Annotated in this window: 19 protein-coding genes; 17 read left to right on the top strand and 2 right to left on the bottom strand. The window is 67.5% G+C overall.

The genetic code is table 11. The annotated features are described in order from the left end of the window. The first annotated feature begins 116 nt into the window (after positions 1 to 116). The 10 genes from AB4Z47_RS23825 (at position 117) to AB4Z47_RS23780 (ending at position 10252) form a co-directional block, all read left to right on the top strand. Positions 117 to 2486, top strand: a complete 2370-nt coding sequence (locus tag AB4Z47_RS23825) for a Tex family protein (protein WP_441953743.1) — start codon at positions 117 to 119, stop codon at positions 2484 to 2486. Positions 2487 to 2513: 27 nt separating this feature from the next. After that, entirely contained in the window at positions 2514 to 3437 is a 924-nt protein-coding gene (locus AB4Z47_RS23820; RefSeq protein WP_441953679.1) for a hypothetical protein, read from the top strand. A gap of 251 nt (positions 3438 to 3688) precedes the next feature. Continuing rightward, on the top strand, positions 3689 to 4030 hold the full coding sequence (gene rplS, locus AB4Z47_RS23815) for a 50S ribosomal protein L19 (protein WP_011210681.1): 342 nt from the start codon (positions 3689 to 3691) through the stop codon (positions 4028 to 4030). Between the two features lie 77 nt (positions 4031 to 4107). Then, on the top strand, positions 4108 to 4890 hold the full coding sequence (gene lepB, locus AB4Z47_RS23810) for a signal peptidase I (protein ID WP_441953677.1): 783 nt from the start codon (positions 4108 to 4110) through the stop codon (positions 4888 to 4890). A gap of 29 nt (positions 4891 to 4919) precedes the next feature. Beyond that, positions 4920 to 5726 carry a ribonuclease HII gene (locus AB4Z47_RS23805; RefSeq protein WP_441953675.1) on the top strand — a complete coding sequence of 269 codons (807 nt, stop codon included), beginning with the start codon at positions 4920 to 4922 and terminating at the stop codon, positions 5724 to 5726. A gap of 46 nt (positions 5727 to 5772) precedes the next feature. Beyond that, positions 5773 to 6078, top strand: a complete 306-nt coding sequence (locus tag AB4Z47_RS23800; RefSeq protein ID WP_011210678.1) for a DUF2469 domain-containing protein — start codon at positions 5773 to 5775, stop codon at positions 6076 to 6078. 99 nt (positions 6079 to 6177) lie between these two features. Beyond that, positions 6178 to 6534, top strand: coding sequence for a YraN family protein (locus AB4Z47_RS23795; protein WP_441953673.1), 357 nt, complete (start codon positions 6178 to 6180; stop codon positions 6532 to 6534). Then, positions 6535 to 8043, top strand: coding sequence for a YifB family Mg chelatase-like AAA ATPase (locus tag AB4Z47_RS23790; protein WP_441953671.1), 1509 nt, complete (start codon positions 6535 to 6537; stop codon positions 8041 to 8043). Positions 8044 to 8162: 119 nt separating this feature from the next. Then, positions 8163 to 9272 carry a DNA-processing protein DprA gene (gene dprA, locus AB4Z47_RS23785; protein WP_441953669.1) on the top strand — a complete coding sequence of 370 codons (1110 nt, stop codon included), beginning with the start codon at positions 8163 to 8165 and terminating at the stop codon, positions 9270 to 9272. A 56-nt stretch (positions 9273 to 9328) separates the two neighbouring features. Beyond that, a complete protein-coding gene (locus AB4Z47_RS23780; RefSeq protein WP_441953741.1) occupies positions 9329 to 10252 on the top strand; it encodes a tyrosine recombinase XerC in 924 nt (307 codons plus the stop codon). Positions 10253 to 10334: 82 nt separating this feature from the next. Here the strand turns inward: AB4Z47_RS23780 and AB4Z47_RS23775 are convergent, their stop codons facing one another. Continuing rightward, positions 10335 to 10841: a GNAT family N-acetyltransferase gene (locus tag AB4Z47_RS23775; RefSeq protein ID WP_441953667.1), complete on the bottom strand. Its 507-nt coding sequence runs from the start codon at positions 10839 to 10841 to the stop codon at positions 10335 to 10337. Between the two features lie 384 nt (positions 10842 to 11225). On the opposite strand from AB4Z47_RS23775, the gene AB4Z47_RS23770 reads away from it, so the two are divergent. After that, entirely contained in the window at positions 11226 to 11759 is a 534-nt protein-coding gene (locus AB4Z47_RS23770; protein WP_441953665.1) for an FHA domain-containing protein, read from the top strand. Between the two features lie 218 nt (positions 11760 to 11977). Here the strand turns inward: AB4Z47_RS23770 and AB4Z47_RS23765 are convergent, their stop codons facing one another. Next, positions 11978 to 13441: an MFS transporter gene (locus AB4Z47_RS23765; RefSeq protein WP_441953663.1), complete on the bottom strand. Its 1464-nt coding sequence runs from the start codon at positions 13439 to 13441 to the stop codon at positions 11978 to 11980. A gap of 54 nt (positions 13442 to 13495) precedes the next feature. Between AB4Z47_RS23765 and AB4Z47_RS23760 the strand changes: the two genes are divergently transcribed. The 6 genes from AB4Z47_RS23760 (at position 13496) to AB4Z47_RS23735 (ending at position 18681) form a co-directional block, all read left to right on the top strand. Next, positions 13496 to 14209: a TetR/AcrR family transcriptional regulator gene (locus AB4Z47_RS23760; protein ID WP_441953661.1), complete on the top strand. Its 714-nt coding sequence runs from the start codon at positions 13496 to 13498 to the stop codon at positions 14207 to 14209. 224 nt (positions 14210 to 14433) lie between these two features. Next, complete coding sequence (locus AB4Z47_RS23755) at positions 14434 to 15165, top strand: acetoacetate decarboxylase family protein (RefSeq protein WP_441953659.1); 732 nt, start codon at positions 14434 to 14436, stop codon at positions 15163 to 15165. A 295-nt stretch (positions 15166 to 15460) separates the two neighbouring features. Then, a complete protein-coding gene (locus AB4Z47_RS23750) occupies positions 15461 to 15826 on the top strand; it encodes a YidH family protein (protein WP_441953657.1) in 366 nt (121 codons plus the stop codon). Further along, entirely contained in the window at positions 15823 to 16131 is a 309-nt protein-coding gene (locus tag AB4Z47_RS23745) for a DUF202 domain-containing protein (protein WP_441953655.1), read from the top strand. Before AB4Z47_RS23750 ends, AB4Z47_RS23745 begins: the two co-directional genes overlap by 4 nt. 42 nt (positions 16132 to 16173) lie before the next feature. Beyond that, positions 16174 to 18075 carry an alkyl/aryl-sulfatase gene (locus AB4Z47_RS23740; protein ID WP_441953653.1) on the top strand — a complete coding sequence of 634 codons (1902 nt, stop codon included), beginning with the start codon at positions 16174 to 16176 and terminating at the stop codon, positions 18073 to 18075. A 48-nt stretch (positions 18076 to 18123) separates the two neighbouring features. Continuing rightward, entirely contained in the window at positions 18124 to 18681 is a 558-nt protein-coding gene (locus AB4Z47_RS23735; RefSeq protein WP_441953651.1) for a hypothetical protein, read from the top strand. Positions 18682 to 19199: the final 518 nt, after the last annotated feature.

Raw genomic sequence — 19199 nt, 5'->3', positions numbered from 1 at the left:
GGCGGGGGAGCGGTAGTGTCTCGGGCGTGACGACAGCGCCAGAGACCGCCAGTGCAGTGTCGAACCCCGCCCTGCTCCCTCCCTCGTCCAACCCCGCCTCGCCTCCTCCCGCGACGCTGGGCTCCGAAACCGCGAGCACAGCCAGCGTGAACCGCCGCATCGCCGACGAATTGGCGGTGCGCGAGACTCAGGTGCGTGCCGCCGTAGAGCTGCTCGACGGCGGCTCGACCGTGCCGTTCATCGCGCGGTACCGGAAAGAGGTCACCGGCGGTCTCGACGACGCGCAGCTGCGCCTGCTCGATGAGCGCCTGCATTACCTGCGCGAGCTCGGCGAGCGCAGGGCCGCCATCCTCGAATCGATTCGCGGCCAGGGCAAACTCGACGACACGCTGCACCGGCAGATCATGCTCGCCGAGACCAAGGCCCGGCTCGAGGACATCTATCTGCCGTACAAGCCGAAGCGCCGCACCAAGGCTCAGATCGCGCGCGAGGCGGGGCACGAGCCGGTGGCCGACACTCTGATCGACGACCCGGCAACCGATCCGGCGCAGTACACCGCCGAGCAGCTCGATGGCGCGCGCGCGATCCTGGTCGAGCGTTTCGCCGAGGACGCCGACCTGGTCGGCGAGCTGCGCGAGCTGATGTGGAACCGCGGCCAGGTCACCTCGACCGTGCGCGCCGGTAAGGAGGAGGCGGGTGCGAAGTTCGCCGACTACTTCGAGTTCAACGAGCCGTTCACCAAGCTGCCCTCGCACCGCATCCTCGCGCTGCTGCGCGGTGAGAAAGAGGAGGTGCTCACCCTGCACCTCGAGCCGGACACCGAGGAGCCCGAGCCGGGCGAGCGCACCGTCTATGAAGGCCGCATCGCGGTACGCTTCGGCATCGCGGACAGGGGCCGCCCTGCCGACTCCTGGCTGCTGGACACGGTGCGCTGGGCCTGGCGCACGAAACTCCAAGTGAGTCTTGGTATCGACACCAGGATGCGGCTGCGGCAGGCGGCGGAGAAGGATGCGGTCGACGTGTTCGCCGCGAACCTGCGCGACCTGCTGCTCGCCGCACCCGCGGGCACCCGCACGACCATGGGCCTCGATCCCGGCTACCGCACGGGCGTGAAGGTCGCGGTGGTCGACGCCACCGGCAAGGTGGTCGCCACCGAGGTGATCTACCCGCACAAGCCGCAGGGCCAGACCGAGAAGTCGCTCGCGGTGCTCGGCGCGCTGGTCGCCAGGTTCGGTGTCGAACTCATCGCCATCGGCAACGGCACCGCCTCGCGCGAAACGGATGCCCTTGCCGTCGAACTGATCTCCCGTATTCCGGAGAACAAGCCGACCAAGATCGTGGTGTCCGAGGCGGGCGCCTCGGTGTACTCTGCCTCGGCCTACGCCTCGCAGGAGCTGCCCGACCTGGACGTGTCCCTGCGCGGTGCGGTGTCGATCGCACGGCGCCTGCAGGACCCGCTGGCCGAGCTGGTGAAGATCGACCCGAAGTCCATCGGTGTCGGCCAGTACCAGCACGACGTGTCCGAGACCCTGCTGGCCCGCTCGCTGGGCGCGGTGGTCGAGGACGCGGTGAACGCGGTCGGCGTCGACGTGAACACGGCCTCGGTGCCGCTGCTGTCCCGGGTGTCCGGTATCGCCGGTTCGGTGGCGGAAAGCATTGTGGCGCATCGGGATCAGAACGGCCCCTTCCACAGCAGGACCGCACTGCTGGACGTGCCCCGCCTCGGTCCCAAGGCGTTCGAGCAGTGCGCGGGCTTTCTTCGCATCCGCGGTGGTGCCGACCCGCTGGACACCTCCGCGGTGCATCCCGAGGCGTACCCGGTGGTGCGGCGCATCCTCGAGTCGACCGGCCGCGGTGTCGCGGAGGTCATCGGCAATACCACTGTGCTGCGCTCGCTGCGCGCCGACGACTTCACCGACGAACGCTTCGGTGTGCCCACCGTCACCGATATCATCGCCGAGCTGGAGAAGCCGGGCCGCGACCCTCGTCCGGAATTCAAGACCGCGGAGTTCGCCGCCGGTGTGGAGAAGGTGGCCGACCTGAAGCCGGGCATGGTGCTCGAGGGCGTGGTCACGAACGTGGCCGCGTTCGGCGCGTTCGTCGACATCGGCGTGCACCAGGACGGGCTCGTGCACGTCTCCGCGATGTCGCACAATTTCGTGAAGGACCCGCGCGAGGTGGTCAAGTCCGGCGACGTGGTCAAGGTGAAGGTGCTCGAGGTCGATGTCGCGCGGCAGCGAATCGGCCTGTCGCTGCGCTTGGACGACGAGCCCGGCGCGCCCGCGAAGGGCGGTGACAACCGTCAGCGCGGCCAGGGCGGCCGACCGGGCGGCAGTGAGCCGCGGCAGCGGCAGAATGGTCAGAACAAGCAGCAGGGCCAAGGTCGCAATCAAGGGCAGGGACGCGGCGGCAACCAGCGTCGCAGTGCTCCCGCGCCGAGCGGTGCGATGGCGGACGCGTTGCGTAGGGCAGGTTTCGGCCAGTAGTCGGTGATCGGGAGGAAGGAGGCGACGATGCGACGGTGGCTCGACGAGGATGTGATCGACCAAGGCCGGCTGCCCCTGCTGTGCTTGCTCCTCGGGTTCATCGTCGGCTTCCTGTTCATCCGCCTCAGCGTGCGGATGATCCGCGCGCGGGTGCGCTGGTGGCCGGGCAACCTGCGAGCGGGTGACACCCACATCCACCACATGGTGTTCGGGGTGATCCTGGTGCTGGCGTCCGGCATCGGCATGGTCACGGTGTACCAGAGTGCGGACACGGCGACGGCAGGGTGGCTCGCCGCCGCCTTCGGCGTCGGCGCCGCGCTGGTCCTCGACGAGTTCGCGCTGATCTTCTACCTGCGCGACGTGTACTGGGAGAAGCAGGGGCGCACCTCAGTGGACGCGGTGTTCGTCGCGCTCGCGGTGACGGGGTTGCTGTTGCTGGGTTTTCACCCGCTCTGGTTGCTCGACATCAACGACTTCCGGCACGATTCCGGCATCGAGGCCCGGACCTTCATCGTCGTCTTCGCGGTGGTGAACCTGGCGCTGGCCGCCATCGTCATCGTCAAAGGCAAGATCTGGACCGGCCTGTTCGGCATGTTCTTCCTGCCGTTGCTGTTCGTCGGCGCGCTGCGGCTGAGCCGTCCCGGCGCACCGTGGGCGCGCTGGCGCTACACCGACCGCAGACGCCTGATGTACCGGTCCATCGTCCGGGAACGCCGCTACCGCCGTCCGGTGATCCGCGCCAAGATCTTCGTGCAGGACCTGATCGCGGGCAAACCGGACGTCGAGCACGTCCGCACGGCGGCAGAGGCGGAGCTCACGCGCACGGTGGTGTCGGCGCCACCGGCTCCACATCATCGCCACCACTCGCTCTGGCACGCCGACCACGACACGCTGAACTCGTCGTCCGCACCGCACGCGCAGGACGCGTTTTCCGGTGAACCGCACCGCTGACCGGATCAGGTACGGCCGAGTGAGAACCGACTCGCCGCGGCCGTATACCGCGCAGCGTGGGGCGTAGCCTGACGTAGGTGAGGCCTACGTCAGGCGGGCCAATTTCTCCGTATCCGGACCGATCTGGCACAATGAGCAGGTTGCCCTGGGCGTTTGTCGGCCTGGCGCACCCCCTTAATCGGAGCATGAACCGGCCGAGCACACCCAGCGCCGCCAGGTTCCTCTGTTCGCGCGAAACCAGAAGGATGGAAATGAACACCCTTGACTTCGTCGACGAGAAGTCGCTGCGCAGCGACGTCCCCGACTTCCGGCCGGGCGATACGCTGAATGTGCACGTGAAGGTCATCGAAGGCTCGAAGGAGCGCATCCAGGTCTTCAAGGGCGTCGTGATCCGCCGCCAGGGTGGCGGCATCCGCGAGACCTTCACGGTCCGTAAGGTGTCGTTCGGTGTCGGAGTGGAGCGCACCTTCCCGGTGCACAGCCCGAACATCGACCACATCGATGTCGTGACCCGCGGTGACGTCCGCCGTGCCAAGCTGTACTACCTGCGCGACCTGCGTGGCAAGGCCGCCAAGATCAAAGAAAAGCGCTGAGCCAGCTTTTCGGCACATCAGATCTTCCTTAGCCCGGCACCGGACCGCAGTCAGGATGCCGGGCTAATCTGTTCGGCGTGGCAGACGAAAGTGGGTCGGTATCGGTGTCCGAATCGGGCGACGAGGGAGCAGGGGGACGCCGCACCAAGCGGCGAGCGAAGAAGAAGCAGCGGCCGTTCTGGCAGGAATTGCCGATCCTGATCGTGATCGCCGCGGTGATCGCCGCGCTGATGGTCACCTTCGTCGGCAGGCCGTACGTGATTCCGTCGGAGTCGATGGAAACCACCCTGCACGGGTGCGCCGGATGCACCGGTGACCGTATCTATGTGCAAAAACTGAGCTACTACTGGGGCGACCCGAAGCCGGGCGATGTGGTCGTGTTCGTCGGCCCGTCCTCGTGGAACAACCTCTACAAGTCGATCCGTTCGGACAACCCGGCCATCCGCGGTGTGCAGAACTTCTTCTCCTTCTTCGGCCTGGTGCCGCCGGACGAGAACGATCTGGTCAAGCGTGTGATCGCGGTCGGAGGCCAGACTGTGCAGTGCTGTGACGCGCAGGGGCGGGTCATGGTCGACGGCAAGCCGCTGGACGAGCCGTACGCCCGCTACATCTACCCGTACGTGCCGGGCCAGCCCTACAGCTCGGGCGGCGGACGCGAGTTCAAGCCCGTGAAGGTACCCGAGGGGCATCTGTGGGTGATGGGCGACAACCGCAACCAGTCCGCCGACTCCCGCGCCCACATCACCGACGAACTGCAGGGCACCGTCCCCGTCGACAACGTCCGGGGCAAGGCAGTGTTCAAGATCTGGCCGCCAGGCCGGATCGGACCGGTGCGGTCGCAGGATCCCCAGGCGAATTGATGCGCCTGCGGGCGCAGCATAATTGGACGGTGGGGCAAGTTCGAGTGCCGATAGGTAACGGGTGGCCGCCGCGCGTGGTGATGCGCAGGGCAGGCGGCTTGCGCACGCTCGAGGCGGCGTTGATTCGCAGCGGTCTCGGGCCCGTCGCAGGGGTGGACGAGGCGGGCCGTGGCCCCTGCGCGGGACCGCTGGTGGTGGCCGCGTGCCTGCTCGCCCCGAAGGCTTATGACAAGCTGGCCGGGCTCGACGACTCCAAGAAGCTCACCGAGGCCGCTCGCGAGGAGTTGTACCCGGTGATCACCCGGCTGGCGCTGGCCTACAAGGTCGTTGTCGTCCCGGCCTGGGAGATCGACTCGATCGGCATCCACGTCGCCAATATCGAGGGCATGCGCCGCGCCGTCGCCGGACTCGGCAGGCCGCCGGGCTACGTGCTCACCGACGGGTTCCGGGTGCCCGGCCTCCCGGTACCCTCGCTGCCGGTGATCGGGGGCGACGCGACCGCGGCCTGTATCGCGGCGGCCAGCATCCTGGCGAAGGTCGCCAGGGACCGTATGATGGTCGAGCTCGACGAGCGGTTGCCCGGCTATGGGTTCGCGCTGCACAAGGGGTACAACACGCCCGAGCACATCGCCGCGCTGAACCGCCTGGGACCGTGCAGCGAACATCGCCGGTCCTGGCGCAACGTACGCGAGGCAGCGGGGTTGCGGCCGGTCGCGGCGGCCGCCGACGACGCCGATGCGGTGCTCGCGGGTGGCCTCGACGAGGTGCTGTCCGAGGGGTTCCGGAACGGGCGTACCGGCAGCCGAGTGGCTACCGACGCCGCCCATGCGCGATGATGTCAACACACGACGCAGTGCGGCGAGAAGGAGGACGTCCCACCCGATGAGTGCCGAGGACCTCGAGAAGTACGAAACCGAGATGGAACTCTCGCTGTATCGCGAGTACAAGGACATCGTCGGTCAGTTTTCGTACGTGGTGGAGACCGAGCGCCGCTTCTACCTGGCCAATTCCGTGGAGCTGCGGCCACAGAACGCGGACGGCGAGGTGTATTTCGAGGTGCGGATGAGCGACGCGTGGGTGTGGGACATGTATCGCCCGGCCCGTTTCGTCAAGCACGTCCGGGTGATCACCTTCAAGGACGTCAACATCGAGGAGCTGGAGAAACCGGACCTGCGGCTGCCGGAGTGACCACCGGTAGTTCCGCACAGGCGGGCGGTTATCAACAGGTTTTGTCTTTTCCAAGGTCGGCCACCCTGACCTGATTTCTTCCCGGAGCAGTCTGGCCGGGTGACAGACAAACAGGCGCTCGGCGCGCACGGGGAAGAGCTGGCGGCGGAGTTTCTCCGCGCCGCGGGGATGGAGATCGTCGCCAGGAACTGGCGGTGCCGGTACGGCGAGCTGGACCTGATCGCACGCGACCGGGACGTGACGGCGTTCGTGGAGGTCAAGACCCGTTCCGGCCTCGGCTTCGGTACCCCGGCGGAGTCGGTCACCTTCACCAAGCGACAGCGCATCCGACGGCTCGCCTTGCTGTGGCTGGCCGAGCAGGACGGTCCCTGGCGGCGCATCCGGTTCGACGTGGTGTCCGTGCTGGTGGCGCGCGGGCACCAGCCGGTGATCGACCACCTAGAGGCGGTGTTCTGAATGGCGCTCGGTCGGGCGCATTCGGTCGCGGTCACCGGCGTCGACGGTCTGCTGGTCGAGATCGAGGCCGACATCGGGCAGGGTCTGCCGTCCGTACACCTGGTCGGTCTGCCGGACACCGCATTGCAAGAATCCCGCGACCGGGTGCGGTCCGCGGTGGCGAACTCGGGAGAGAAGTGGCCGGACGGCAGGGTGATCCTCGCGCTGTCTCCGGCCACCTTGCCGAAGCTGGGCAGCGTGTACGACTTGGCCCTCGCGGTCGCGGTGCTCGACGCGTCCGGCGCCGTCCCCGCCGAGCGGCTCGCGAAGACAGTGCTGCTCGGGGAACTCGCGCTGGACGGACGGGTGCGGCGGGTGCGCGGCATTCTTCCCGCCGTGATCGCCGCGCGGCGGGCGGGCTGGTCGGCCGCCGTGGTCCCGGAACCGGCCATGGCCGAGGCCGGGCTGGTCGCCGGCATCGAGGTCTTCGGGGCGAGCAGTCTGCGCGCTGTGGTGGCCTGGCTGCGCGGCGAAGCGATGCTCGCCGAACCGAACGGCGCCCCGCCCGACACCGTTCGCCGGGGTGGCGACCTCAGCGAGGTGGTGGGGCAGGACGAAGCGCGCTGGGCGCTGGAGGTGGCCGCGGCGGGCGGGCACCACCTGTTGCTGACCGGCCCACCCGGAATCGGGAAAACCATGTTGGCACAACGTCTCCCCGGCCTGCTGCCGCCGCTCACGGAGACCGAGGCGCTGGAGGTGACCGCGATCCATTCGATGGCTGGCGCGCTCTCCGGCGAGCACCCGCTGGTCACGGCGCCACCGTTCGTCGCTCCGCACCACTCGACGTCGGTGACCGCGATGATCGGCGGCGGCTCGGGGACCGCCCGGCCCGGCGCGGTGAGCCGAGCCCACCGAGGTGTGCTGTTCCTCGATGAATGCGCAGAGATCGGCGCGAAGGTGCTCGAGGCCATGCGAACGCCGTTGGAGGAAGGGGAAGTGCGGATCGCTCGGCGCGACGGCGTGGCACGGTACCCGGCCCGATTCCAGCTCGTCCTCGCCGCGAATCCGTGCCCGTGCGCCCCTGCCCGCGAGGTCGACTGCATCTGCGCGCCGCTCGCCCGCCGCCGCTACCTCGGCAAGCTGTCCGGCCCGCTGATGGACCGGATCGACATCTGGGTGCAGATGCACGGGCAGTCCGGCGCCGCGTTCAGCACCGACGAGGCCGAGAGCAGCGAGATGGTCCGCGGCCGGGTAGCGGTCGCCCGCCGCGCCGCCGCCGAGCGCTGGCGCGATTGCGGGTGGCTCACGAACGCCGAAGTCCCGGGCCATATCCTTCGTCAACGGTTCCGGCTGCCGCGGGAATCGCTCGTTCCCGTCGAGGGCGCCTTGCGTCTCGGTCGGATGTCCGCTCGCGGCGCCGACCGCGCGATCCGTGTCGCATGGACCATCTGTGACCTGCGTGGCGGTGAGCGTCCGTCGGTGCAGGATGTGCTGGCGGCATTGAACTTCCGACAGCGGGGTGCGCAATGAGTGCGGCGCCGTTGGCGGGGAAGGACAGTGCGGGCGACACGACGGCCGGATGGGTTCAAAGGTCAGGAAGCCCTTCCCGCCCGGCCTCTGGCGAAGCGGATGCCCGGAGGTTGGCGTGGGTGTATCTGTCGCGGGTGGTGCAGGGGCCGTCTGCGCCGCTGTCTGCGTTGATCGAGTCGGCCGGGGTGGTCGAGGCGGCACGCGCGGTGCGGGAGTGTTCGTTGCCCGAGTCGCTGCGCGGGCCGACGGCGCAGCGGCGTGAGATCGATGTCGCCGCGCGGGATCTGGAGTCGATCGAGCGTATCGGTGGACGAGTGGTCACGCCGGACGACCCGGAGTGGCCGGCGTGGCGCATGCTCGGTCTCGGGCAGCTCGAACCGGGCCGGGATCGTGACGGGGCCGTGCCGCTCGTGCTGTGGGCGCGTGGCCCACGCTCACTGTTGGAGTCGAGCGAACGCGCTCTGGCGGTCGTCGGCGCGCGGTGCAGCACCGGCTACGGCAACCGGGTCGCGGGGGAAATCGCGGGCGATCTCGCCGCACAGGGGTGGACCATCGTGTCGGGGGCGGCCTTCGGAATCGACAGCATGGCACATCGGGCGGCGCTCGCGGTCGATGGCTCGACGATTGCGGTGCTGGCGTGCGGTATCGACCGTCCCTACCCCGCCCAGCACGACCGGCTTCTGGCTGATATCGCGGAATCCGGCCTGGTGGTCAGCGAGTATCCGCCCGGTGTCACCGCGCACAAGCATCAATTCCTGGCTCGGAACCGCCTGATCGCCGCCCTCGCCGACGGCGTGCTGGTTGTCGAGGCGGGCCTGCGCAGCGGCGCCCGCAACACCGTCAAATGGGCGCGCCGCCTGAGCCGCCCGGCTTTGGCGGTGCCCGGCCCGGTCACTTCCGTCGCCTCCGTGGGCTGTCACCGCATGATCCGCGACGGCGAAGCCCTCCTGGTCACCCGCGCGGAGGAGGTCGTCGACGAGGCGGGTCCGCTCCGACTATCCCTCGCCGGCGCTGCGGGGCCGACCGATAGCCCGGAGGACGGTCTCACCGGCGACGAAGCCCTGGTCTTCGCCGCACTCCCCAAGGTCGGCTCTCGGGTGCCGCTCGAGCTGGCCCAGCATTGCGGGTTGCCCCTTCCGGCAGTCCGTGCAGCCCTGCCCGCCCTCGAATTGGCCGGCCTGGTCACCGCCGACGAAAGAGGTTGGCGCCGAGCAGGGCACCGAAGATGACTCGCAATTCGGCGCGGTGGCTTGCCAAGCCGGGCGGTCGTCGGGACGGTGGAAAGATGGAGCAACTGCCCGACGATTTGGAAGCCCTCGTTGTGGAGTACGGCAGACATCTGCGACTCGGGCAGAATCGCTCGGAGCATACGGTGCGGGCGTATCTAGGGGATGCGCGGTCGCTGCTGGGCCACTTGTATACGCGGTCAGCGGATTCGGCGATTCGCGAGCTCGATTTGCTGCTGCTGCGATCGTGGTTGGCGCAGCTGGCTGCGGCGAATGCGGCGCGGACGACGATGGCGCGGCGGGCATCCTCGGCGCGCACCTTTACCGCCTGGCTCACCCGGACCGGGCGATTGTCCGTCGATCCCGGCCTGCGACTGGGTTCGCCGAAAGCCCACCGCGTTCTTCCCGCCGTGCTCGGTCGCCAGCAGGCCATCGGCGCCATGGACGCCGCAGAATCCGGTGCTGCCCAACGTGATCCGATGGCACTGCGGGATCGGCTGATCGTCGAACTGCTGTACGCCACCGGCATCCGGGTCAGCGAGCTGTGCGGGCTGGATATCGATGACGTCGACCGCGAGCGACACGTGGTCCGCGTGCTCGGCAAAGGCAACAAAGAGCGATCGGCGCCGTTCGGCCTACCTGCCGACGAGGCTGTCGGAAACTGGCTTCAGCATGGGCGTCCCGCCTTCGTCACCGCAGAGTCGGGCCGCGCGCTCTTGCTCGGCCGTCGCGGCAGGCGCCTCGATCAGCGTCAGGCCAGAAGCGTTGTGCACGAGGTGCTCTCGGCCATTCCCGGCGCCCCCGACATGGGCCCGCACGGCCTGCGGCACACCGCCGCCACCCACCTGCTCGAGGGTGGTGCCGACCTCCGCGTAGTCCAGGAACTCCTCGGCCACGCCAGCATGGCCACCACCCAGCTCTACACCCACGTCTCCATCGAGCGCCTCAAGAAGGTGCACGACCGAGCTCACCCACGCGCCTGATGTGGCAGTACCAGCTCGCATGGGGTTTTACGGAGACAGCGAGATGGTCCCGGTCGAATAGGTGCTCGGTCAGAAAATGCCGCTACCGAACTGGACATTCACATGCTGACGTAGTAATGCACCCAGGCTTCTCGTCCATCGGCGGTGCGCCACCCGCTCGGCCCACTGTGCACTCGCCGCCACCCGTATCGTTCGTACAAAGCGATCGCCGCCGCACCGTCGGATTCCACCGTGAGCGCAGCCCGCGCATTTCGGCCCTGCGCACGCCCGCCGAGAGCAGACGTGAGCCGACTCCCGCGCGGCGAGCGTCCGGTACGACATAGAGACGAATGACCGAGGCGATTTCCCCTGCGCCCGCCATGTCCCGCACGGCTGGCGGCATTTCCCCGCTACCGCCGATTCCGACGTGCCCGACTACCGCTCCGTCCTGCTCGGCGACGAGCGCCGCGATGAGCTTCGACGGAGACAACCAGCCCACCGGGTCCGCTGGCCACTGTGCCGGGTACCCGTCGACCTCGTGTACCTTCCGCAAGGCCGTGGCGCAGCCGTCGAGGCCGGCGGTGGTTCGTGGTCGGATGGTCACGCTCATCCGTCCATCGTGGCGGTCGGCTCATTTGCCCGTTTACGATCGCGTTGTTTTCCGGTTGTCCGGTCGACTTCGACTGCCGGGTCCGCAGCAGTGCCGCGGGGACGAGCAGACCCGCTCGCGCGCCGAAGTAGTCGATTTCGCATGTGATCAGCGCCGGGAAGGCGCACCCTGAGAGATGCGAATCAGTTCCCGCAATTCACGACGTACTCCGATGTGGAGAGAAAAGCGATGGCTACGTCAATAGGATCACAGACCCTGCATCGCGGACTGTACTCCCTGGCAGGCCAGCCCGCGTGGCAGCAGTCAGCCGCTGGTTCCACGCTGGCCCAGCAGACCGGCCATGGAACGTGGCGTGAGATTCCACTCGATCGCGACGTGCCCAGTGTGACCATCGGGCGGTCGGGCGCCGCCGACATAATCGTGACCGCCGACGCGACGGCGTCGCGTCTGCACGCCATCGTCGAGCGGGTGTGCGGCTGCTGGGTCATTATCGACGACGGGCTGTCGAAGAATGGGACCTTCGTCAACGGCGAACGCATCGGCGGGCGGCGTAAACTCCGCTCCGGCGATACGATCCGCGTCGGGCAATCGGTGTTCATTTTCCGGGACGACCACCCATCCGAAGATGAAATAACGACTAGCCAGGCCCCCCTCCCCACCCGAAATTCACTGACCGACGCGCAGTATTCGATTCTCGAGGCACTGTGTCGCCCGTACGACGCGCGCACTCCCTACTCCTACCCCGCGTCGAACTGCCAGATTGCCCACGATCTGTGCCTGAGCGTTTCCACCGTCAAGACGCATATGCGTGCATTGTTCCAAATATTCCAGGTCGAAACCTTGCCGCCGAACCAGAAACGCATGTTTTTGGTCGAACGCGCCCTCCAAAGCGGCGTCATTGCCGATCACGAGCGGTAGGGACTCCGTCTGGAGTGCGGCGAGGTCGATTCGCAGCCCAGCGCAGCGGTGTCGGGCGACTCCCCTCGCCGGGCAGCTGGATGGGGTGGAAGCCTGCTCCGACGCCACCGCGCGGAATTGCTCAGACCTCGAGTGGTGCCGGTTCCGTCGAGGGCAGCGGCGGTTCGTGGTCGGATCGTCACGCGTATCCGTTCACCGTGATCCGCCGCCGCCTCGATTCACCCGTTCACGATCGCGGTAGTTACCGGTTTTTCGGTCGACGAAGGCCGACGGGTGCGCAGCAGTGCCGCACCGAGCAGTGCCGCGGCGACGCTGAAGCCCGCGCTGATCCACGCACCGGTGGACATGGCGGCGGTGAAGGCGTCCTTGGCTGGTTCGACATATCCGAGTTGGAAGGCGGCGCCGATGGATTCGCGCGCCGCGTCGGGGGCGTCCCCGGGCATGTTGGAGGTGAACACACCGGCGAGCACACTGCCGAGGATCGCGATGCTGATCGCCATGCCGACTTGTTGCAGTGTGTCGTTCATCGCCGAGCCGACGCCGGCGTGTTCGAGCGGGATGGCGCTCATGATCGCGGCGTACGCGGCCGGACCAGCCAGACCGCCGCCTACACCCATGACCAGCATGCTGATCAACACCCACAGGTACCCGCTGCCCATGGCGAGGATGGCGAAGGCCGCGCTCATGACGAGCAGTCCGGAAACGATGAGCGTCTTGTTGCTGAGCGCCTTGCCGAGTGTCGCGCCGAGTCCATTGCAGACGGCTGCGGCCACGGCGTACGGCAGCAGCGCCAAACCCGCCTTCATCGGGCCGTAGCCGAGCACGAACTGAAGGTACTGGGTGAGCATCAGCATGATCGCGCCCATGCCGAATACCATCAACAGCAGGGTGAAGCAGGTGCCGGTGAAGTCTCGGCTGCGGAACACCGCCAGCGGCAGCATCGGATGCTGTGACCGGCGCTCCCACCCGATGAAGGCGATCGCCGCCGCGGCCGCCACCACGATCATGCCGATGTTCCATTCGCGCTCGATGATCACGTAGACCGTCGAGCCGAGCGCCACGATGGACAGTCCGGCTCCGACGAGGTCTACTGGTCGCTGTTCTCCGGTGGTCTCCGGCATCAGCACCGAGGCCGCGATGATGGCTAGCGCCGCGACCGGGATGTTGAGCAGAAACACCGAACCCCACCAGTAGTGCTGTAGCAGAAAGCCACCCAGCGTGGGCCCGGCGACGATGCCGACTATCGAGACGGTGGACCACGCGGCCATCGCCGTACGCCGCTCGTCCTCGGCGAAGGTGGTCATCAGGATCGACAGGGTCGAGGGCATCAGCAGCGACCCGCCGACACCCATCGCGGCGCGGGCGGCGACGATCTGCCACGGTTCGGTCGCCAGCACGGCGGCCAGGGATGCCACACCGAATACGGCCAGGCCCGTGATCAGCATCCGCCGCCTGCCGAAGCGGTCGGACAGGCTGCCCGCGGTGAGCAGGAGCCCGGCGAAGACCAACACGTAGGCGTCCAGAATCCACTGGATGTCCGACGGAGTGGCGTCCAGCTCTCGAATCAGCGAGGGGATCGCGAGATTGAGCACGGTGCCGTCGATCATCAGCACCAGCAAAGACAGACAGAGGACCCCTAGAATCCACCAGCGGCGAGGGTCTCGTACAACGTTCGATTCCACTCGCACAGCGTACGAGAAACTCGAACGGTGTGCGAGCGAATATATGATCGGAGTGTGACCAAGCAGTTCGCCTCGGTATGGACCAGGGAACCTCGTCAGCCCAAGGCCTCCGGGCTGCGCCGCGAGCAGATCATCGCCGCAGCGGTCGAGATCCTCGACGCCGAGGGTCTGGAATCGCTGAGCATGCGCAAGCTCGGCGCGAAGCTCCGCGCGGGCGCGACCAGCCTGTACTGGTACGTCGCGAACAAGGACGAGCTGCTGGAACTGGTGCTCGACGAGTTCTGGGGCATGGTGCAGACGCCGGAGCCGGAGCAGGCGTCCTGGCGGGAGCTGCTGACCACCTTCGCCTACAGCCTCCGCGCGACGATCCGGGCGCACCCGTGGATGGCGTCGCTGGTCGGGCAGCTGCCCAGCGTCGGGCCGAACTCATTGCGGCTCAGCGACCGGCTGCGCCGGGCATTCGTGCGTGCGGGTTTTCGGGGCGTGGACATCTACCTCGCGAGTGGAACGGTGATGTCGTTCGTGCTCGGCCAGGTGATTCCAGAGACCGCATGGGAGAAGGCGTACGGCGGCTCCGGCATCGACAGCGACAGCATGATCCGGGTCATGGAAGGGCTGGCGGGTGACTATCCCGAGATGCTCGAGGACTATCGGGTGACGGCGCCGATCGACCCCGAAGTAGGCCGGGCCATGGCCTTCGATTTCGGCCTGCTCTGCGTCATGGACGGTCTCGAGGCGCGTCTGCGAAACACGCAGGGATTCGGATAGGTGGTCGCCGCAACCTTTGTGTCCAGGGGTGGGTGCTGCGAAGGGGTTGTCGGGCAGTGCTGATCACGCGGATGAACTGTAACGAGTTCTCTACATTTGATCAGCCAGCGGAGAACGGTATTGCACAGATAATCTGATACGTGTTCTATGGATTTTATTCGGCGGACTCAGCTCCGCGTGGCAACTCGGCGCCCCAGTACCGCGGTGCTCAGAAAGGCGTCTACGTGAGCATGCACACCGTCCTGGGCCGGGAAGTGCGGATGCCGGTGCGTATCCGGCTCGCCCACGCGTTCATGGCCACCTATTCGGTGCCCGCCGCGGCGGCACAACAGCTCATCGACTACTCCGGCCTGCGCCTCCTGCGGCTGCCGGGCGGACGGGCGATGTGCACGCTGGTGTTCGTCGACTACGTCGACGGCGACCTCGGCCCTTACAACGAGTTCGGCGTCTCGTTCATGGTCCGCCACCACACGGCGGGCGACGGCACCGCACTCGGTGACCTCGCGGCATTGGCGAACAGGAAGGCAGGTGTGCTCATCCATCGGCTCCCGGTCGACGGCGAGTTCACTCTCGCCGCAGGCCGGGGCATTTGGGGATTCCCCAAGGAACTCGCCGACTTCGTTGTCGACCACGGCGAAGGAACCCGCAGCGGAACACTGCACCAGAACGGGCAGCTCATCGCGGACCTGACCGTTCGGCCCGGATTCCCGACCCCGAGCAGGCGCAACACCGCGTCCTCGTTCGACGCTTATTCACACATCGACGGCGTGACCCGATGCACCCGATGGCAGATGCAGCCCTCCGGCCTGCGAGCGCGCTTCGGCGGTGCGGATCTCACTCTCGGCGATCACGTCATCGCGGAGGAATTGCGCGCGATCGGCTTGCCGCGGCGTGCGGTGACGGCCTCGGCCGTCTCGCGGCTGGCAATGACATTCGAGGACGCGACCGTGGTCTGAACGCCGCGCTCGACATCGCATCACCACCAGGTCACGGTCGCGCGAGGGCCGTGGACGACCCCCATTGCTCCGGTTAGGCTGGCGTAGCGGATCGTTTGCCCAGCGGGAACAAGCTCGGCGATGGAGAGGTGCCCGTGATCTTCGATGACCGGCTCCGCGCCGTGCACCAGTGCCGTGGCCTGGCGCGGCACTCGATCTGCTGCACCATCCGGTGCGAGCCGCGCAATCCCGTGACCATGCGTCGTCGCCGAGTCCGTGCGCGCACTCAGCACCCCGCGACCCGAGCCGGGGCGGCGTGACGCTCCCGAATCCCGAGGCCGAATCGGAAGAGGGCGAAGAGGAACTCGACTATCGCTTCACGCTCGCGAACGAGCGCACCTTCCTGGCCTGGATGCGGACCTCGCTGGGTCTGCTCGCCGGTGGCGTCGCGGTGCACACTCTGGTGCAGCCCTTCCGGATGGCCGGATTCCGGCGTGCGATCGCGTTGAGCTGTCTGGTGCTCGCAGTGGTCGTCACGATAGGCGCGTACGCGCACTGGCGCCGGGTCGGCGCGGCCATGCGCCGTGGCAGTCCCCTGCCGGACACGGTTCTGGTGCCGATCTTGTCAGCGGGTATCGCGATCGTGTCGTTGCTGGCGTGTCTGGCGGTGCTGCTGCGATGAACAGCCCAGGTCTGTCCGCCGAACGCACCGCGCTGGCGTGGCGGCGGACCGCGGTGGCGGTGATGGTGGTCGGCGCGCTGTTCCTCAACCACGCCGTCAGCAGCGGTTGGCGGCCGGCCGCGATCGCGCCCGTCGGCGCTGCGATCGCGAGCGCGATGCTGGCGGGGGTGTCCTACCTGCGCAACCGCAGCCTGCGCGAGGGCCGCTACAGCCACGGTGGCGGGATCGTTGCAGTGACAACTGCGGCGGTGGTCACCATCGCGGTCGTGGCTGCCGCGATCGGTTTCACGGATCCACTGCCCTGACGGGCACGGCAAGGTTTTGGTCGACACGACAGGAGGACGACAATGAGCACAGCAAGCGAGCCGAGTGAGTTCATCGTCGCGGCGCAGCAGCGTGCGGCCGCCGCGCTGCCGTTCACCGATGACGACGATCTGGCCGATGCCGAGCGTGGGTTCATCGCCGCCCTGGAGCCCGGCGTGGTGACTTCCGAGGACGGAACCGTCGTGTGGGACAACGACTCCTACGCTTTCCTGCACGAACCCTGTCCGGCGTCGGTCCATCCGAGCCTCTGGCGGCAGTCCGGGCTGGCAATCCGGCAGGGACTGTTTCAAGTCACCGAGGGGATCTACCAGATCCGTGGCCTGGACCTGTCCAACATGACGCTGATCGAGGGGGAAACCGGTGTCGTCGTGATCGATCCGCTGATTTCCGCCGAGACAGCGGCGGCGGGTCTGGCGCTCTACCGCGCGCACCGCGGCGACCGTCCGGTGACCGGCCTCATCTACACCCATTCACACGTCGACCATTTCGGTGGCGCGGTCGGGGTGACCACCACCGACGATGTCACGGCAGGCCGATGCCCGGTGCTGGCGCCCGCCGGATTCCTCGAGCACGCGGTGGCCGAGAACATCTACGCGGGCACCGCGATGTCGCGACGGGCCGGCTACATGTACGGCGCGGTGCTGCCGCGCGGTCCGCTCGGCGCGGTGGGCGCGGGACTCGGTCCGACCACGTCGGTCGGGACGGTCACGCTGATCGCCCCGACCGTCGACATCACCACGACAGGTCAGGAAGAGACCATCGACGGTATACGGATGGTCTTTCAGCTCACCCCCGGTACCGAAGCGCCTGCGGAGATGAACTTCTACTTCCCCGACCACCGCGCGCTCTGCATGGCGGAAAACGCGACCCACACCCTGCACAACCTGCTTACGCTGCGCGGCGCGCTGGTACGCGACCCGCACGTGTGGGCGAAGTACTTGACCGAGGCGATCAACCTGTTCGCTCGCGAATCCGACGTGGTGTTCGCCTCCCACCACTGGCCTACCTGGGATACCGCACGCTTGGTGGAATTCCTTGCGCTGCAACGGGATCTATATGGGTACCTGAACGATCAGACGCTGCGGCTGTTGAACCAAGGCTACGTCGGCGCCGAGATCGCCGAAATGCTCACGCTCCCACCGGCGATCGCGGACACCTGGCACGCGCGCGGGTACTACGGCTCGGTCAGTCACAACGTCAAGGCGGTCTATCAGCGCTACATGGGCTGGTTCGACGGAAATCCCGCGCACCTGTGGGAGCATCCGCCGGTCGAATCCGCGCTACGGCACGTGGAATTCATGGGCGGCGCGGACGAGGTGCTACGCAAGGCGCAGACCTCCTATGACGCAGGGGACTACCGGTGGGTCGCGCAGGTGCTCAACTACCTGATTTTCGCCGAACCCGGCAATGATGCCGCGAAAGCATTGCAGGCCAGCACTTTCGAGCAGCTCGGCTACGGCGCCGAGAACGCGACCTGGCGCAATTTCTACCTCAGCGGCGCCTACGAGCTGCGCTACGGCTTGTTCGGCACACCGACGAAGAGCGACTCGCCGACCATGCTCGCAGCGCTGACCGTCGAGCAGATCTTCGACGCCATGGCGTTGCGCGTCGACGGTCCCAAGGCGTGGGACCAGCGGGTGGTGGCGGACTGGATACTCGCCGACGAGGACCGCACACACCGGCTCGAGCTGCGCAACGGACGCCTGACCCACTTCGATGTCGCCGAGAGAATGCGGCTTCCGAAACCCGATGCCGCGTTCACGCTCACCAAGGACACGTTGATCCGAGTCCTTTTGGCCGGAGAGGATTTCGGTGTCGCGGCCGCGGCGGGGGACATTGCCATCGAGGGGGATGTCACCAAGCTGGTCGAATTGGTCGGTATCTTCGACGCGCCGGATCCCGATTTCGCCATCGTCACGCCGTGACAGCCAGGCCGGTCGTCGGTGGGCCGAATCTCGTCCTGCTCGACGTCGGTGACTGACCGTGCAGGGCCGGTCATCGCCTGTCAGACCTTTGCGCGCCCAGCCATCGCGATCGGTGCCGGGACGGATATCGCCGAGCCGGATCACGGCACGTCGGCCGGGCAACCTGGGCCGGGCAACCTGGGTAGTGCCATCGCGAAAATCCGCTCGACCCGTTACGCGCCGTTGCCTACGGTGGTGCTCATGTCCACCGAGGCTTCGACCGACCGACCCACACTGCGCGAGCGGATGCGCGCCGCGTTGTCCACCGCAATGAAATCCCGTGACCGCGTGGCTGTTACGGCGCTGCGCTCGGCACTGGGCGCGGTCGACAATGCCGAGGCCGTGGACGTCGCAGAGCATCGCGCGGGCGCGCTGGAGAACAGTGCGACCGGACTCGGCGTCGCCGAGGTCGCCCGACGTGAACTGACCGAACAGGACATCGAGCAGATCGTCCGCGCCGAGATCGCCGAACGTCTGTCGGTCGCGGCGCAATACCACGCCCTCGAGCAGACCGACCGAGCCGCGAGCCTGCGTGCCGAAGCGAAGGCACTGACCGACCTGCTGTAGGTCGGGCGTTATCGCGTCGGGCTATGTCGCGCGACCTGCTTTTCTGGCCGCTGTCGTCGACACCGGGCGCTCCGGTGCCGTCTCGGCATCCCGGTGTGCGGTGCCCCAGCCGTGACCGCAGCGAGGCTGCTGGGCCAAGTAGCCCCGGCGGCCATCCCGTCGGACGGATCGAGAACCCATCGGTGTCGAGCCGTTCCATCAGTATCCAGTGTCATCATCACGGCACCGCTGAACTTCGTTCGGCGCGTCGGGCCGGAAACTCTTGAATCCCAGGCGAGATCGCCCCGGCTTCTGTGGTCAGGCAGACGTCGGCAATGCCGCAAGGTACCGGCCCGCGACGAAACGCTGGAGGAGCTTGACCGCAGGTCCGCCTAGATGAGTTATTCCAAGGGGTTGGCGTGTATGGCGGGCCGGTCGCCCGTGTTGGTGGGTGACGGGTTGGTTGTCTGAGTAGCTCGGCTCCTGTGACCACCTACGATTGCTGGTGTGGGGCCAGCCTGAACCTGGCCCCACATCTC

Source organism: Nocardia sp. 2TAF39, assembly GCF_052114905.1.
Taxonomy (GTDB): domain Bacteria; phylum Actinomycetota; class Actinomycetes; order Mycobacteriales; family Mycobacteriaceae; genus Nocardia.
The sequence above is the reverse complement of the archived record's forward strand: the minus strand, read 5'-3'. Positions and strand labels throughout refer to the sequence as shown.

Excerpts from the sequence above, each read along its gene's own strand:
- AB4Z47_RS23820 (WP_441953679.1), top strand. The coding sequence starts at position 2,514 with ATGCGACGGTGGCTCGACGAGGATGTGATCGACCAAGGCCGGCTGCCC.
- rplS (WP_011210681.1), top strand. The coding sequence starts at position 3,689 with ATGAACACCCTTGACTTCGTCGACGAGAAGTCGCTGCGCAGCGACGTC.
- AB4Z47_RS23800 (WP_011210678.1), top strand. The coding sequence starts at position 5,773 with ATGAGTGCCGAGGACCTCGAGAAGTACGAAACCGAGATGGAACTCTCG.
- AB4Z47_RS23790 (WP_441953671.1), top strand. The coding sequence starts at position 6,535 with ATGGCGCTCGGTCGGGCGCATTCGGTCGCGGTCACCGGCGTCGACGGT.
- AB4Z47_RS23780 (WP_441953741.1), top strand. The coding sequence starts at position 9,329 with ATGGAGCAACTGCCCGACGATTTGGAAGCCCTCGTTGTGGAGTACGGC.
- AB4Z47_RS23775 (WP_441953667.1), bottom strand. The coding sequence starts at position 10,841 with ATGAGCGTGACCATCCGACCACGAACCACCGCCGGCCTCGACGGCTGC.
- AB4Z47_RS23745 (WP_441953655.1), top strand. The coding sequence starts at position 15,823 with ATGAACAGCCCAGGTCTGTCCGCCGAACGCACCGCGCTGGCGTGGCGG.
- AB4Z47_RS23740 (WP_441953653.1), top strand. The coding sequence starts at position 16,174 with ATGAGCACAGCAAGCGAGCCGAGTGAGTTCATCGTCGCGGCGCAGCAG.